We start from the raw sequence: 14,547 nt of genomic DNA on the forward strand, positions 1-14,547 counted from the left end.
CTTGTTACGCGGGGACCGTGGCCTTGGCCGGCACGGTTCCGCCGGCGCGCACCTCGTCCACGGTGCGCAGGCCGGGGCGCTGCGCGTTGACCAGAACCGCCATATTGCCCGGAGCGTGCTGGTTCTTCCACATCTTGGTGTGCGCCTGCGGGATTTCCGCCCAGCTGAACACCTCCGACATGCAGGGGTCCACCCGGCCGTCGAGCACGAACTTGTTGGCGGCCGAGGCCTGCTTCAGATGGGCGAAGTGCGAGCCCTGGATGCGCTTCTGCCGCATCCAGACGTAGCGCGCGTCGAAGGTGATGTTGAAGCCGGTGGTGCCGGCGCAGAACACCACCATGCCGCCGCGCTTCACCACCAGGCAGGACACCGGGAAGGTGGCCTCGCCCGGATGCTCGAACACCATGTCCACGTCGACGCCCTTGCCGGTGATGTCCCAGATCGCCTTGCCGAAGGCGCGGGCGCTTTTCACCCACGTGTTGTACTCGGGGCTGTTGACCTTGGGCATCTGGCCCCAGCAGTCGAAGTCCTTGCGGTTGATGACGCCCTTGGCGCCGAGGCTCATCACATAGTCGCGCTTCGACTCGTCGGAGATCACGCCGATGGCGTTGGCGCCCGACTGTTTGATGAGCTGCACGGCGAACACGCCGAGGCCGCCCGAGGCGCCCCAGACCAGCACGTTGTCGGACGGCTTCAGCGCGTGCGGCGCGTGGCCGAACAGCATGCGGTAGGCGGTGGCCAGCGTCAGCGTGTAGCAGGCGGCCTCCTCCCAGGTCAGGTGCTTCGGCCGCTCCATGAGCTGGCGCGACTGCACCCGGCAGAACTGGGCGAAGGAGCCGTCCGGCGTTTCGTAGCCCCAGATGCGCTGGCTGGAGGAGAACATCGGATCGCCGCCGTTGCACTCCTCGTCGTCGCCGTCGTCCTGGTTGCAGTGGATGATGACCTCGTCGCCAACCTTCCAGCGGGTGACCTTGCGGCCCACCGCCCAGACGACGCCCGAGGCGTCCGAACCGCCGATGTGGATCGGGATCTTGTGCGCGTCGATGGGCGAGATCGGCTCGCCGAGCGAGGCCCAGACGTGGTTGTAATTCACGCCCGCGGCCATGACGTAGACCAGCACCTCGTCGTCGCCGATCTCCCAGGTGGGGACCACCTCGACCTCGTTGGCGCTTTCCGGCGGCCCGTGGCGCTCCTTGCGCACCACCCAGGCGTACATGTTGGCGGGCACATGGCCGAGCGGCGGGATCTCGCCGAGTTCGTAGAGGTCTTTGCGTTCTTCCGTCGAAGCCATGGCGGGCGCACCCTCGCGATAGGGAAAAAGTGGCGTTTGGTCGCGGCACTATGACGGGGCCGCTCACCGGCGCAATGCGACGATGGCCTCATGCTGCGGCGCGAGATGGCCGGAACCAAGTCGCGCTCCATCTTTGGTCCCATGGGCGCTGCGGCGCGGGAAACGGTCCCGCGCGGCGCCCCTCGGAGGGCTCCGCATGGAAGTGTTCGCCGGTTACGGCATTCTCGCCATCCTCATCATCGGCGGCGTCGCCGGCTGGCTCGCGGGGCTGGTCGTCCGCGGCTACGGCCTCGGCGTCCTCGGCAACATCGTGGTCGGCATCCTCGGCGCGGTGATCGGCGCCTGGCTGCTGGCGCAGCTCGGCATCTTCGTCGGCCCCGGCGTGCTCGGCCAGATCATCGGCGCCACCATCGGCGCCATCGTGCTGCTGCTGATCATCGGTCTGTTTCGACGAGCGTGAGGGTTAGAACCCCTCGACGATCGGCTCATTGCGGCGCAGCATCGGTGGGTTAAACACTGGCGCGGGCGGAGTACGCCGCCCGCGTTTGCGCGAGGCGATCTGACATGGCCGACAAACCCTGGCTGTTCCGGACCTATGCGGGCCATTCCTCGCCCGTGGAGTCGAACAAGCTGTACAAGTCGAACCTGGCCAAGGGCCAGACCGGCCTGTCCGTCGCCTTCGACCTGCCGACCCAGACCGGCTACGACCCGGACCATGTCCTGTCCCGCGGCGAGGTGGGCAAGGTCGGCGTGCCGCTGTCCCATCTCGGCGACATGCGCACCCTGTTCGACGGCATTCCGCTCGAGCAGATGAACACCTCCATGACCATCAACGCCACGGCGGCCTGGCTGCTGTCGCTCTATGTGGCGCAGGCGGAGGAGCAGGGCGCGGACCGCTCCAGGCTGAATGGCACGACCCAGAACGACATCATCAAGGAATACCTGTCGCGCGGCACCTATGTGTTCCCGCCCGCGCCGTCGCTGCGACTGATCCGCGACGTCATCCTGTTCACCACGACGGAAATGCCGAAGTGGAACCCAATGAACGTCTGCTCCTACCATCTGCAGGAGGCGGGCGCGACGCCGGTGCAGGAGCTCGCCTACGCGCTCGCCACCGCCATCGCGGTGCTGGACGAGGTCAAGGAGACCAATCCGAGCGAAGAGGCCTTCTCCCAGACGGTGCAGCGCATCTCGTTCTTCGTGAACGCGGGCATGAAGTTCATCACCGAGATCGCCAAGATGCGCGCCTTCGTGGACCTCTGGGACGAGATCACGCGTGAGCGCTACGGCGTCACCGACGCCAAGTCCCGGCGCTTCCGCTACGGCGTGCAGGTGAACTCGCTCGGCCTCACCGAGCCTCAGCCCGAGAACAACGTCTACCGCATCCTGCTGCAGACGCTCGCCGTCACGCTGTCGAAGGACGCTCGCGCTCGCGCGGTGCAGCTCCCGGCGTGGAACGAAGCGCTCGGGCTTCCCCGGCCGTGGGACCAGCAGTGGTCGCTGCGCGCCCAGCAGATCCTGGCCTACGAGACCGACATCCTCGACTACGCCGACATCTTCAACGGCTCCGAGGTGATGAACGCCAAGGTGGAGGCGCTGAAGGAGGAGGCCCGCGCCGAGCTCGCCCGCATCGACGAGATGGGCGGCGCCATCGCGGCGGTGCAGTCCGGCTACATGAAGGGCCGGCTGGTGGAGTCCAACGCGCGGCGCCTCGCGGCCATCGAGAGCGGCGAGCAGATCGTGGTCGGCGTCAACCGCTGGAAGGAGACCGAGCCGTCGCCGCTCTCCACCGGCTCGGGCGCGATCCAGGTGGTGCCGGAAAGCGTGGGCGTGGAGGCGATCGAGCGCCTGAACGCTTGGCGCGCCCAGCGCGACCAGAAGGCGGTCGACAAGGCGCTGGCCGACCTCGCCGCCGCCGCCAAGGAAGACCGCAACATCATGGAGCCCTCCATCGCCGCGGCCAAGGCGGGCGTCACCACCGGCGAATGGGGCGCGACCCTGCGGGAGATCTTCGGCGAGTTCCGGGCGCCGACCGGCGTCGGCCGCGCGGTGCGCGCCGAGGCTGGCGGCGACGACATCGCCCGCGTGCGCGAGGAGGTGGAGGCCGCCTCCGCCCGGCTCGGCCGCCGGCTCAAGCTGCTGGTGGGCAAGCCCGGCCTCGACGGCCACTCCAACGGCGCCGAGCAGATCGCGGTCCGCGCCCGCGACTGCGGCTTCGAGGTGGTCTACGAGGGCATCCGCCTCACCCCGGCCGAGATCGTCAACGCCGCGCTCGAAGAGGGCGTGCACGTGGTCGGGCTGTCGATCCTGTCCGGCAGCCACGTGCCGCTGGTGCGCGACGTGCTGGAGCGCATGCGCAAGGAGGGGCTGGACGACGTGCCGGTGATCGTGGGCGGCATCATCCCGCCGGAGGACGAGGTCCAGCTCAAGGCCATGGGCGTCACCGCGGTCTACACGCCGAAGAACTTCGACCTGACCTCGATCATGTCCGACATCGTGCGCATCGCCGAGACCGCGCACAGGGAAGCGGCGTGAGGCCGCTCAAAGACGCTCGATAGCCCGGGCCAGCAGACGGGCGAGGCGGTCGGCGGCCTGGCCCGCGACCGTCCTGCTCTCGGCGTGGCTCGGACCTGCGGGCGCGAGACCCGCCGCCAGGTTGACCACGGTCGCGACCGCGGCCAGCTCGAAGCCCAGCCAGCGCGCCAGCACCGCCTCCGGCGCCAGCGACATGCCCACCAGATCGGCCCCGAGCACGCGGGCGGCGCGGATTTCGGCCGGCGTCTCGAAGCTCGGACCCGGAAACCACATCAGCACGCCCTCGGGAAGGTCAAGGCCTTCCACCGCCGCCGCCCGCGCCAGCGCAGCGCGCAGACGGGGCGAATAGGCGTCCACCATGTCCACGAAGCGGCCGTCGCCCGCGACGCCGATCAGCGGATTGTAGCCGGCTAAATTAATGTGGTCCGCGACCGCGACGAGCGATCCGGGCGCGAGGCCGGGGTCCAAGGCGCCCACCGCGGCGGTAAGGATGAGCGTCTCGACGCCGATGGCCTTCAGGGTCTCCAGCGGCGCGCGCATCGCCGCCGGGTCGCCGCTCTCGTAGACGTGCGCCCGGCCGTCCAGCGCCGCGACGCGCCGTCCGCCGAACCGGCCGACCACGACGCGGCGGGCGTGGCCGCTGACGCCGCCGGAGGGAAAGCCGGGCAAGTCGGCGTAAGGGATGGCGACCGCGTCCTCGAAGGCGTCGGTCACGGGCCCGAGCCCGGTGCCGAGCACCAGGCCGACGGTCGCCGGTTCGTCGCCGCCGAGCGCCCGCAGCCGGGCGGCGGCCTCCGTCACGGCGCGCTCCGGGCGGCGTCCAGCACGTCGGGTCCGAAGGAGGCCGGCAGCAGCTGCTCCAGCGTGAAGCTGCGGCGCAGGCCCTCTGGCCCCGCCACATGGACCGGCGTGTCCGGCGCGGCGAACTCCCGGATGCGCTGTCGGCAGGCGCCGCAGGGGGTGCACAGGCCCTCGCCGCCCGCCACCACCAGCATCGCGGCGATGCGCCTTCCGCCGCCCGCGACCATGGCCGAGATCGCGCCCGCCTCGGCGCAGGCGCCGACCGGATAGGCCGCGTTCTCCACGTTGCAGCCCGCATGGATCGCGCCGTCGGGCGTGATGAGCGCGGCGCCCACCGTGAAGCCGGAATAGGGGGCGTAGGCCCGTTCCCGCGCGGCGACAGCGGCGGCGAACAGCGCGTCGAGCGTCGTTGGGGCGTCGGTCATGAAAGGCGCTCTCCCACGCTCAGAACGCGGCTTTGGGAAGCCGAAACCTTTGTCCCGGACATCCGTCACGCCCGAGCGTGGCCATCGTGCATTTCCGACGTGAAGGTTTCAGCTTTCATCACGCGACACATCGCCGGTGCCCCGGCGTGCGCCGGGCATGACGCGCTTTGAAACGCGCCGCCTGCGGGCTCGGACACCCTTGTCAGAGCTGGTCCTTCTGGTCGGTGATGAGCCGGGCGCCGCGCTGGAAGGTGGCGAAGTCCCAGGCCCATTTGAACGCCACGGCGATGCGGTGGCGGGTGCCGATCAGGAAGTAGATGTGGGCCACGCACCACAGCAGCCAGGCCGGGAAGCCGTGCATCTGCATCCAGGGCATCTTCACCACCGCGGACTTGCGGCCGATGGTGGCGAAGTCGCCCTCGTGCTTGTAGGCGAAGTGCGGCGGCGGCACGAGCCCGTCCAGACGGCAGGCGATCACGTCCGCCACGTAGGCGCCCATCTGCTTGGCGGCCGGCGCCACGCCCGGCGCGGGCTTGCCGTCTTCCTGAATGGCGCAGGCGGTGTCGCCGATGACGAACACGTCGGGATGGCCCGGCACGCTGAGGTCCGGACCCACCACCACGCGTCCCGCCCGGTCGCTTTCCACCCCCAGCCACTCCGCCGCCGGCGAGGCCACGACGCCCGCGGCCCAGACGATGGTGGCGGCGTCGAGCCGGCCGGTCTCCAGATCGACGCCGGCGGCGTCGCAGTTGGTGACGCGGGTGTTGACGCGCACGTCCACGCCCATCTTTTCCAGCGCGCGTTTGGTGTAGTCGGACAGGTCATCGGGGAAGGCCGGCAGCACCCGCGGCCCGGCCTCGATCAGGATCACCCGGGCGGTGCGCGGGTCGATGCGGCGGAACTCGGCCGGCATCACCTTCTTCGCCACCTCGACGATGGCGCCGGCGAGCTCCACGCCGGTGGGGCCGGCGCCCACGATGGCGAAGGTGAGCAGCCGCTCGCGCTCGGCCGGGTCGTTGGCGAGCTCGGCGCGCTCGAAGGCCATCAGCAGCCGGCGGCGGATGACGGTGGCGTCCTCGATGCGCTTCATGCCGGGCGCCACCGGCGCCCAGTCGTCGCGGCCGAAATAGGAGTGGGTGGCGCCGGTGGCGATGACCAGTTCGTCATAGGGCAGCGTGACGGTGTCCGCCTTCACCAGCCGGTTTTCGGTGTCCACCGCCTCCACCTTGCCCAGCAGCACCTGCACGTTGGCCTGCTTGCGCAGCACGTGGCGGATCGGCCAGGCGATGTCGGCGGGGGATAGCTCGGCGGTGGCGACCTGGTACAGCAGCGGCTGGAAGCAGTGGTAGTTGTGCCGGTCGATCACCGTGACGTCCACGTCCGCCTTCGCGAGGTCGCGCGCCACGGTGAGGCCGCCGAAGCCGGCGCCCACGATCACCACCTTGCGGCGCGGCTTGGGGGAGGACACGGTCGTCGCTTCGGCCATCTGCGGTCTCGTCCTTTCGGTTAAGCTGAGCACCTGTCTAGCATCATTCAGGAAAAGTTGCGGCCTATCACGCCGCCGCGACCATCTGCCCTTTGCGCCGTCCTCGGCCGCCCGCGCGGCGACGTTTGCAATCCCGCCCCGCTTCCCCCATCTCTCTCGCCGACGTGGAACGCCGCCGCGACGACGCGGCCGCGACGATTCCGAGGGGTTCGCATGACCTTCGCAGCCGGGGCCGACGCCGCCAAGCCCGCGACCGACGACCTGATCGTCGCCACCACCACCCAGAGCTTCATGGCCGACGTGGTGCAGGCCTCGCTCACCCGTCCGGTGCTGGTGGACTTCTGGGCGCCCTGGTGCGGGCCGTGCCGGCAACTCACCCCGGTGCTTGAGAAGGTGGTGAAAGCCGCCGGCGGCGCGGTGAAGCTCGCCACCATGAACATCGACGAGCATCCGGCCATCGCCCAGCAGCTCGGCATCCAGTCGATCCCGGCGGTGATCGCCTTCACCCGCGGCCAGCCGGTGGACGGCTTCATGGGCGCGCTGCCCGAGGCGCAGGTGAAGGCCTTCATCGAGCGCCTCACCGGCGGCGCGGTGGAGGAGGACGGCGGCGTCGGCGATCTGCTGGCGGACGCCGACGCGGCGCTCGAGGCCGGCGACGCGGCCGGCGCGGCGCAGCTCTACGCCGGGCTGCTGGCGGAGGAGCCGGAGAACGCCGCCGCCATCGCCGGCCTCGCACGCGCCCAGCTCGCGGCCGGCTCGATCGACGCCGCGAAGGCCACCCTCGCCTCGGCGCCCGCCGCGGCGGCGAAGGACGCCGCCATCGCCGCCGCGCTGGCGCAGATCGCGCTGGCGGAGAAGGCCGCCGCCGTGGGCGACCTGGCCCCGCTGGAGGCCCGCATCGCCGCCGACCCCGCCGACCATCAGGCGCGGTTCGATCTGGCGGTGGGGCTCGCCGCCGCCGGCTACGCCCGCGAGGCTCTGGACCATCTGCTTGAGATCGTGAAGCGCGACCGGAGCTGGAACGAGGACGGCGCCCGCAAGGAGCTGGTGAAGCTGTTCGAGGCCTGGGGCCCCAAGGACGAAAACACGGTCGCGGGCCGAAAGCGCCTGTCGTCGCTGCTGTTCTCGTGACAGGATAAGGCGGCCATGGCCTCCAACGTCATCTACCACAAGCTCGATGAACTGCCGGCCGTGATCCCGGTGTTCCCCCTGCGCGCCGCGCTGCTGCTGCCCCGGGGCGAGATGCCGCTCAACATCTTCGAGCCGCGCTATCTCGCCATGATCGAGGACGCCATCCGCGGCCACCGCCTCATCGGGCTGATCCAGCCCGACCCCGAGGCGGACGAGGACGCCGAGCGCCCCGCGCTGGTGCAGATCGGCTGCGCCGGGCGTCTCACCGCCTTCGCGGAGACCGGCGACGGGCGCTACCTGATCACGCTCACCGGCGTCGCCCGCTTCCGGGTGGCGGAGGAGCTGGTGGCGACCACGCCCTACCGCCAGGCGCGCCCGTCCTATGACGAGTTCGCGCTCGACCTCGCCCCCGGCGAGGGGCAGGACGAGGTGGACCGGGAGGCGCTGCTCAGGACGCTGAAGGACTATCTCGCCGCCAACGAACTGGAGGCGGACTGGGACGGCATCCGCCGCGCGCCCAACGAGGCGCTGGTGAACGCGCTCGCCATGATGAGCCCGTTCGGCCCGCGCGAGAAGCAAGCCCTGCTCGAAGCTCCGGATCTCAAGGCCCGCGCGGAGATCCTGGTCGCCGTGACCGAAATGGAGCTGGCCCGCGCGCGCGGCGACGCGAGTTCCTCCCTGCAATGACCGACGCTCACGACGACGCTTCCCGCCGCCACGCCGGCGTGGACCCGAAGCTGCTTGAAATCCTGGTCTGCCCGCTGACCAAGGCGACGCTGACCTACGACGCGGAGCGGCAGGAGCTGATCTCCCGCCCCGCCAAGCTCGCCTATCCGATCCGCGACGGCATCCCGATCATGCTGCCGGACGAGGCCCGCCCGATCGAGGGCTGAGCTCCGCCGGCCTATTCGCCCCAGACCCGCTCCAGCACCCCGAGCCAGTTGCGGAAGGCGAGCTTCTCCACCGTGTCGCGGTCGTAGCCGTGGGCGAGGAGATGGGCGATCAGCCGCGGCAGGCCGGCGGCGTCGCCGAGCGCGGCGGGCACGATCGCGCCGTCGAAATCCGAGCCGAAGCCCACATGGTCGACGCCGAGCCGTCCGATCAGGTGGTCGAGATGCCGCGTCATGGCCTCGAACGGTGTGTCCGCCGTCATGCGGCCGTCCTCCCGCAGGAAGCAGGTGGCGAAGTTCAGCCCCACCAGCCCGCCGCTGTCGCGGATGGCGTCGAGCTGGGCGTCGGTGAGGTTGCGGGCGTGGGGCGTCACGGCGTGGGCGTTGGAGTGGGTCGCCACCAGCGGCCGGGCCGACAGTCTCGCCACGTCCCAGAAGCCGGTCTCGTTCAGGTGGCTGAGGTCGATCACGACCCGCAGCGCGTCGCATTCCCGGACCAGCCGCCGGCCCGCCTCGGTCAGGCCCGGCCCGGTGTCCGGCGAGGACGGGAAGCGGAACGGCGCGCCGTGGCCGAAGATGGTGGGCCGGCTCCACACCGGCCCCAGCGAACGCAGGCCGGCGGCGTGCAGCACATGCAGGGCGTCGAGGTCCGGCCCGATCGCCTCCGCGCCCTCGATGTGGAGCACGGCGGCGAGCGCGCCCCGACCCATAGCGGCGCGGATGTGGCGCACGCTGCGGCAGACCGCCACCGCGCCGTCGGACGCCTTCTCGATCGCGAGCAGCGTGGCGGCCATGCCGAGAACCGCGCGCTGGGCCTCCGCGATCGGCAGCGGATCGGGCAGCGGCACGTCATAGGCCGCGGCCCGCATCATCTCCAGATAGTCGCCGCCGAGGTGGGGCGAGGGCGTGAAGATGGCGAACAGCCCGCCGGCGAGCCCGCCCGCGCGCGCTTTCAGCAGGTCGATGTGCCCGCCGACCCCGCCCTCGAGAAAGGCCGCGGCGCCCCGGTCCGGGTCGCGCCGCTCGTAGAGCCGGAGCAGCGTGTCGTTGTGGCCGTCGAAGACGGGAATCCGCGGCGCGTCGGTCATGGGGCGCAAGGATGGCCGGACGGCGGGCGCAGGCGCAACCGGGCCGGGGTCAGAGCAGCCCGCGCTCCGTGGCGAGCTGCTGCAGATTGACCAGCGGCCGGGCGCCCACATGGGAGATCACTTCGGCCGCGGCGAGCCCGCCCAGCTCCGCGGAGCGCGTCAGGTCGAGGCCGCGGGCGTGGCCGAGCAGGAAGCCGGCGGCGAACAGGTCGCCGGCGCCGGTCTTGTCCACGATCGCGCCGTCCACCGGCGCCGCGGCCACGGCGAGGCGGGTTTCGCCGGCGATCACCGCGCAGCCGTCGGCGCCGAGCGTGATCGCGGCGAGCTTGGCGTCCTTCGCCGCCGCCTGCAGCGCGGCCTCGATGTCGCTGGTCTCATAGAGCGACTTCAGCTCGCTGTCGTTGGCGAACAGCAGGTCCACGGTCCCGCTCCGGACCAGCTCCAGGAACTCCGCCCGGTAGCGGTCGACGCAGAACGAATCCGACAGCGACAGCGCCACCTTGCGGCCGGCGCCATGGGCGATCTCGGCGGCCTTGCGGAAGGCGAGCTTGGCCTCCGCCGGGTCCCAGAGATAGCCTTCCAGATAGGTGATCTTCGCCGCCGCCACCATCTCGGCGTCGATGTCGTCCGGGCCGAGCGCCTGGCAGGCGCCCAGATAGGTGTTCATGGTGCGCTCGCCGTCCGGCGTCACCAGCACGAAGCAGCGGGCGGTGGCGGCGCCGTCTCCCGCGGGCCGCGCGCTGAAATCGACCCCGATGGCGCGGATGTCGTGGGCGAACACGCCGCCCGGCGCGTCGTCCTTCACCTTGCCGACGAAGGCGGCGCGGCCGCCGAAGGAGCTGACGCCCGCCACCGTGTTGGCGGCCGAGCCGCCGGAGGCCTCGATCGCCGGTCCCATCCGGGCGTAAAGCGTCTCCGCCCGCGCCTCGTCGATCAGCGCCATGGAGCCCTTCACAAGCCCTTCGGCCACGAGGAAATCGTCCTCGGTGCGCGCGATCACGTCGACGATGGCGTTGCCGATGCCGAGAACGTCGTAACGCGCGTCAGACATGGAAGGGTGCTCCGGTGTGCGGGGTTCGCGCGGCCGCGCAGGCCCTTGCGCGAGGGGTGCGCGAAGGCCATAACGCGCCCTCGTTCATGAGGCAAATGCGATGTCCCAGCGGGTGTTCTCCGGCGTCCAGCCGACCGGCAACCTCCACCTCGGCAACTACCTCGGCGCGGTGAAGCGCTTCGTGGAGATGCAGGACCGGTACGATTGCGTCTACTGCGTCGTCGACATGCACGCGATCACCGTGTGGCAGGATCCGGTGGAGCTGAAGCGCTCCATCCGCGAGGTGGCGGCCGCCTTCCTCGCCGCGGGCGTCGACGGCTCGAAGCACATCGTCTTCAACCAGAGCCAGGTGCCCCAGCACGCCGAACTCGCCTGGGTGCTGAACTGCGTCGCCCGCCTCGGCTGGCTGAACCGCATGACCCAGTTCAAGGAGAAGGCCGGCAAGGACCGCGAGAACAAGAGCGTCGGGCTCTACGCCTATCCCAACCTGATGGCGGCCGACATCCTGGCCTACCGCGCCACCCATGTGCCGGTGGGCGAGGACCAGAAGCAGCATCTGGAGCTCGCCCGCGACATCGCGCAGAAGTTCAACAACGACTTCGCCGTCTCGATCGCCGCCAACGGGCTCGCGCCCGAGTTCTTCCCCCAGCCGGAGCCGCTGATCTCGGGGCCGGCGACCCGCGTCATGTCCTTGCGCGACGGCTCCAAGAAGATGTCGAAGTCCGACCCGTCCGACGCCTCCCGCATCAACCTCACCGACGACGCCGACCAGATCGCCGCCAAGATCCGCAAGGCGAAGACCGATCCGCTGCCGCTGCCTGAAACCGTCGAGGAGATGAAGACGCGGCCCGAGGCGGAGAACCTCGTCGGCATCTACGCCGCGCTGTCGGACACGGACGCGTCGGCCGTGGTGGCGCAGTTCGCCGGCCAGCAGTTCTCCGCCTTCAAGCAGGCGCTGGTGGACCTCACGGTGTCGAAGCTCGGCCCCATCAACGCCGAGATGAAGCGCCTCGTGGCCGACCCCGGCCACATCGACCGGGTGCTGGGCGAGGGCGCCGGGCGGGCGGAGGCCATCGCGGCCGTGACCATGAACCACGTCAAGGACATCGTCGGCTTCGTCCGCCGCTGATATCCTTGCTTAGCCGACGTCCCGCCCGCGCGAAGGCGCGGGCGGGACGTCGGCTTGAACGGTTCGCCTCGGCAGTTTCCAAACAGGCTTGCAGCGCGCTCGACGTTCAATCAGCGCGGCGCGCCGGCTTCCTCTCTGGCGTCGCCGGAGCAGGCCTGAAAGGCCTCGGCGGCCTGATCCTCCTGCGCCGCGAGAATCTGCTCCCGCGGCAGGCGCGACAGCCGCTCCACCTCCTGCGGCGTCATGGCGTCGGCGATCGCCTCGCCGTAGCAGCGGCAGAACGTTCGGAACTCTTCCCGAGACGGCGCGCCGTCGCCGCCGGCCCCCTGCGCCGCCACGCAGGCGTCCTCCGCCGCCCTGACGAAGGTGGCCCGGCCTTCGCCGGACAGTCCGGCGCCTCCGCGCGGCTCGTGCGTCCGGCTCCAGCCGGTCCAGGCCGCGAAGGCGGCGACGCCGGCGAGCAGCGCGAGCGAGAGGACGATCTTGCGGGACATCGCGACGTCTCCCGACGGCGTCAGAGGAAGAACAGCAGCGTCAGCAGGGCGAAGCACGGTCCCAGAATCAGCCAGGACCACGCCATGTAGCCAAAGAAGCTTGGCATGGCGACGCCGCGGTTGCGGGCGATGGCGAGCACCATGAAGTTGGGCGCGTTGCCGATGTAGGTCATCGCGCCCATGAACACTGCGCCGCCGGAAATCGCCGCCAGCGTGCCCGCCAGCGGTCCCATCAGCTCGGCGGCGTCGCCGCCGGCGAGGTTGAAGAACACGAGATAGGTCGGCGCGTTGTCGAGCACGCTGGACAGGATGCCGGTCAGCCAGAAGTAGGCGGCCTCGTGGGGCGTTCCGTCCGGACGGCTCACGAGCCCGACCAGCGGGGCGGCAGCCCCGTCCGCGCCGGCCTTCAGGATCAGCAGCGCCGGGATCAGCGTGGCGAAGATGGCGGCGAACAGCTTGGCCACCTCGCGGATCGGCTCCCAGTCGAAGCCGTTGCGCTCGCGCAGCCCGGCGGGCGTGATCGCAAGCGAGACCATCGCAAGGCCGAGGAGCGCCACGTCGCGGACGATCGCCTGCAGCGTCACCTCCGTGCCGAGCACGGCGAACGCCACGCCGGGGTTCCACAGCCCGCTCATCAGGATGGCGCCGACGACGCCCGCGAGCAGCGGAAGGTTCTGCAGACCTTTAAGGCCGACCCGGCTGTCGGGCGTGGGGTCGGACGGCGGGATGAAGCCCTCCTTCGACCAGAAGAAGCGGTCCACCAGATAGAACAGCGGCAGCAGGATCGCCGCCAGAACCGCCGTTTCCTTGCCGAGATGGGTGGTGGTCCAGAAGAAATCGACGCCCTTCAGGAAGCCGAGGAACAGCGGCGGATCGCCAAGCGGCGTGAGCGAGCCGCCGATGTTCGACACCAGGAAGATGAAGAACACCACCACATGGGCGTTGCGCTTGCGCTGGTCGTTGGCGCGCAGCAACGGCCGGATCAGCACCATGGAGGCGCCGGTGGTGCCGATGACGCTGGCGAGCAGCGTGCCGATCCCGAGCAGCGCGGTGTTGACGCCGGGCGAGCCCTTGAGGTTGCCCGTCACCAGCACGCCGCCGGAAATGGTGAACAGCGCGAACAGCAGCGCCACGAAGGGGATGTATTCCGCAAGCGCGGCGTGGGTCAGCTCCGCCGCCGCGGGCCCCACCCCCTGAACAAGAGCGAAGGGCAGCATCAGCGCCAGCGCCCAGCCGGCGGCGATCTTGCCATAGTGGTGATGCCACAGCCGCGGCGCCGCCAGCGGCAGGATCGCGATCGACAGCAGCAGCCCGACGAGCGGCAGCGTCCACAGCAGCGAGAGCTCCGCCCCGTCCACATGCGCCGTCTCGGCCGCGCGCGCCGGGTCCGCGCCGAAGAACGAGACAAGGCACAGGATCGCCACGGCGGCGGCCGTCAGCGCGGAACGGTTGGGCATATCGTGATCTCGCTGGATCGGAACGGGGCCGCTCCGATTTAGCGGGATGCTCGCCCGCGACCAACGAAAACCGGTCGCTCGGGCCTCTCACGACCCGGCGAGGTCCGCGCGCAGGTCCTCAGCGCGCCCGCGCGATCCGGGTCGGGCGCGGCGGGCCGGCGCGGTCGCGCGCCATGGCGGCGAACAGGCGGCGTTCCCTGGCGGTGAACAGCCGCGTCTGGCTGACGGGCATGTAGGCGCCGGGCTTGCCGGGCTCCCCGCCCATGAAAACCACGACCCTGTCCTTCAGGAACAGCACGTCGCCCCGGCGCAGGGTGGGATCGACCAGATGCCAGTCCGGCGTCTTGTCCGGATCAATGGTGCGGGCGAGCTGCTCCTGCGGCGTCAGCGCCGGAACCGGCGGCGCCTTGAGCGCAGCCGCGCGCTTCTTCTTCGGCCGCTTGGACGCGGCGGAAACGGTCACCTCGGGATGCGCGGGCGCGCTGACGGCCGCGGGCCTGCGCCCGAACAGCCAGTCCAGAAATCCGGCGCGGGCATTCTGGAACGGCGCCAGCAGCACGACCGGCGCGAGAAAGCCGATCGCCGCCGTCTTGAGCAGGCTCTTGTCCACCGCGGCATCCCCCGACAAGGTCCCCACCTCGTCGGAAGGCTGGATAGCCCGGACCCAGGCGGCGGCCAACCGGATTTCCACGTAGCCGCGCCGCTTTTTTAACGTTTCGTTAACCGGCGGAAGCGCGCCCGCCTCTGGCCTCGCCCGCCGGTTCGGCTA

At 70.6% G+C, this 14,547-nt stretch carries 15 protein-coding genes; 6 read left to right on the forward strand and 9 right to left on the reverse strand.

Translation table 11 applies throughout. The annotated features are described in order from the left end of the window. Window positions 1-4: 4 nt before the first annotated feature. Complete coding sequence (ccrA, locus tag PKE85_RS13295; protein ID WP_271205247.1) at window positions 5-1,291, reverse strand: crotonyl-CoA carboxylase/reductase; 1,287 nt, start codon at window positions 1,289-1,291, stop codon at window positions 5-7. A 196-nt stretch (window positions 1,292-1,487) separates the two neighbouring features. Here ccrA and PKE85_RS13300 point away from each other — a divergent pair, with 196 nt between their 5' ends. Together PKE85_RS13300 and PKE85_RS13305 are read left to right on the forward strand one after the other, a co-directional pair. Then, on the forward strand, window positions 1,488-1,751 hold the full coding sequence (locus PKE85_RS13300) for a GlsB/YeaQ/YmgE family stress response membrane protein (protein ID WP_271205248.1): 264 nt from the start codon (window positions 1,488-1,490) through the stop codon (window positions 1,749-1,751). 104 nt (window positions 1,752-1,855) lie between these two features. After that, a complete protein-coding gene (locus PKE85_RS13305; RefSeq protein WP_271205249.1) occupies window positions 1,856-3,826 on the forward strand; it encodes a protein meaA in 1,971 nt (656 codons plus the stop codon). A 6-nt stretch (window positions 3,827-3,832) separates the two neighbouring features. Here PKE85_RS13305 and PKE85_RS13310 read toward each other — a convergent pair whose 3' ends face one another. The 3 genes from PKE85_RS13310 to PKE85_RS13320 all read right to left on the reverse strand — a co-directional run bounded on the left by PKE85_RS13310 (window position 3,833) and on the right by PKE85_RS13320 (window position 6,538). Next, window positions 3,833-4,627 carry a purine-nucleoside phosphorylase gene (locus tag PKE85_RS13310; RefSeq protein ID WP_271205250.1) on the reverse strand — a complete coding sequence of 265 codons (795 nt, stop codon included), beginning with the start codon at window positions 4,625-4,627 and terminating at the stop codon, window positions 3,833-3,835. Beyond that, window positions 4,624-5,052 (reverse strand): cytidine deaminase, encoded by a 429-nt coding sequence (locus PKE85_RS13315; protein WP_271205251.1) that lies wholly within the window; start codon window positions 5,050-5,052, stop codon window positions 4,624-4,626. The genes PKE85_RS13310 and PKE85_RS13315 overlap by 4 nt, the downstream gene beginning before the upstream one ends. 202 nt (window positions 5,053-5,254) lie before the next feature. After that, window positions 5,255-6,538, reverse strand: a complete 1,284-nt coding sequence (locus tag PKE85_RS13320; RefSeq protein ID WP_271205252.1) for an NAD(P)/FAD-dependent oxidoreductase — start codon at window positions 6,536-6,538, stop codon at window positions 5,255-5,257. A 213-nt stretch (window positions 6,539-6,751) separates the two neighbouring features. Between PKE85_RS13320 and trxA the strand changes: the two genes are divergently transcribed. The 3 genes from trxA to PKE85_RS13335 are packed head-to-tail and all read left to right on the forward strand — an operon-like array spanning window position 6,752 to window position 8,562. Continuing rightward, window positions 6,752-7,669, forward strand: a complete 918-nt coding sequence (trxA, locus tag PKE85_RS13325; RefSeq protein ID WP_271205253.1) for a thioredoxin — start codon at window positions 6,752-6,754, stop codon at window positions 7,667-7,669. A 15-nt stretch (window positions 7,670-7,684) separates the two neighbouring features. Then, the gene (locus PKE85_RS13330; protein ID WP_271205254.1) at window positions 7,685-8,356 is read left to right on the forward strand and encodes an LON peptidase substrate-binding domain-containing protein; all 672 of its coding nucleotides are present in this window, start codon (window positions 7,685-7,687) and stop codon (window positions 8,354-8,356) included. Continuing rightward, window positions 8,353-8,562: a Trm112 family protein gene (locus PKE85_RS13335; protein ID WP_271205255.1), complete on the forward strand. Its 210-nt coding sequence runs from the start codon at window positions 8,353-8,355 to the stop codon at window positions 8,560-8,562. Before PKE85_RS13330 ends, PKE85_RS13335 begins: the two co-directional genes overlap by 4 nt. Before the next feature lie 11 nt (window positions 8,563-8,573). Here the strand turns inward: PKE85_RS13335 and PKE85_RS13340 are convergent, their stop codons facing one another. Both PKE85_RS13340 and PKE85_RS13345 read right to left on the reverse strand, forming a co-directional pair. Continuing rightward, window positions 8,574-9,647 carry a dipeptidase gene (locus tag PKE85_RS13340; RefSeq protein WP_271205256.1) on the reverse strand — a complete coding sequence of 358 codons (1,074 nt, stop codon included), beginning with the start codon at window positions 9,645-9,647 and terminating at the stop codon, window positions 8,574-8,576. A gap of 49 nt (window positions 9,648-9,696) precedes the next feature. After that, window positions 9,697-10,698: an adenosine kinase gene (locus PKE85_RS13345; protein ID WP_271205257.1), complete on the reverse strand. Its 1,002-nt coding sequence runs from the start codon at window positions 10,696-10,698 to the stop codon at window positions 9,697-9,699. A 100-nt stretch (window positions 10,699-10,798) separates the two neighbouring features. On the opposite strand from PKE85_RS13345, the gene trpS reads away from it, so the two are divergent. Continuing rightward, entirely contained in the window at window positions 10,799-11,827 is a 1,029-nt protein-coding gene (trpS, locus tag PKE85_RS13350; protein ID WP_271205258.1) for a tryptophan--tRNA ligase, read from the forward strand. Between the two features lie 110 nt (window positions 11,828-11,937). On the opposite strand, the gene PKE85_RS13355 is transcribed toward trpS, so the two are convergent. The 3 genes from PKE85_RS13355 to PKE85_RS13365 all read right to left on the reverse strand — a co-directional run bounded on the left by PKE85_RS13355 (window position 11,938) and on the right by PKE85_RS13365 (window position 14,406). Further along, window positions 11,938-12,321, reverse strand: a complete 384-nt coding sequence (locus PKE85_RS13355; protein ID WP_271205259.1) for a hypothetical protein — start codon at window positions 12,319-12,321, stop codon at window positions 11,938-11,940. Between the two features lie 20 nt (window positions 12,322-12,341). Next, window positions 12,342-13,778, reverse strand: coding sequence for a sodium:proton antiporter (locus PKE85_RS13360; RefSeq protein WP_271205260.1), 1,437 nt, complete (start codon window positions 13,776-13,778; stop codon window positions 12,342-12,344). A gap of 118 nt (window positions 13,779-13,896) precedes the next feature. Further along, on the reverse strand, window positions 13,897-14,406 hold the full coding sequence (locus PKE85_RS13365) for a hypothetical protein (protein ID WP_271205261.1): 510 nt from the start codon (window positions 14,404-14,406) through the stop codon (window positions 13,897-13,899). Between the last annotated feature and the right edge of the window lie 141 nt (window positions 14,407-14,547).

Origin of the sequence: Methylopila jiangsuensis, assembly GCF_027922305.1 — a bacterium.
Lineage (GTDB): Bacteria > Pseudomonadota > Alphaproteobacteria > Rhizobiales > Methylopilaceae > Methylopila > Methylopila jiangsuensis.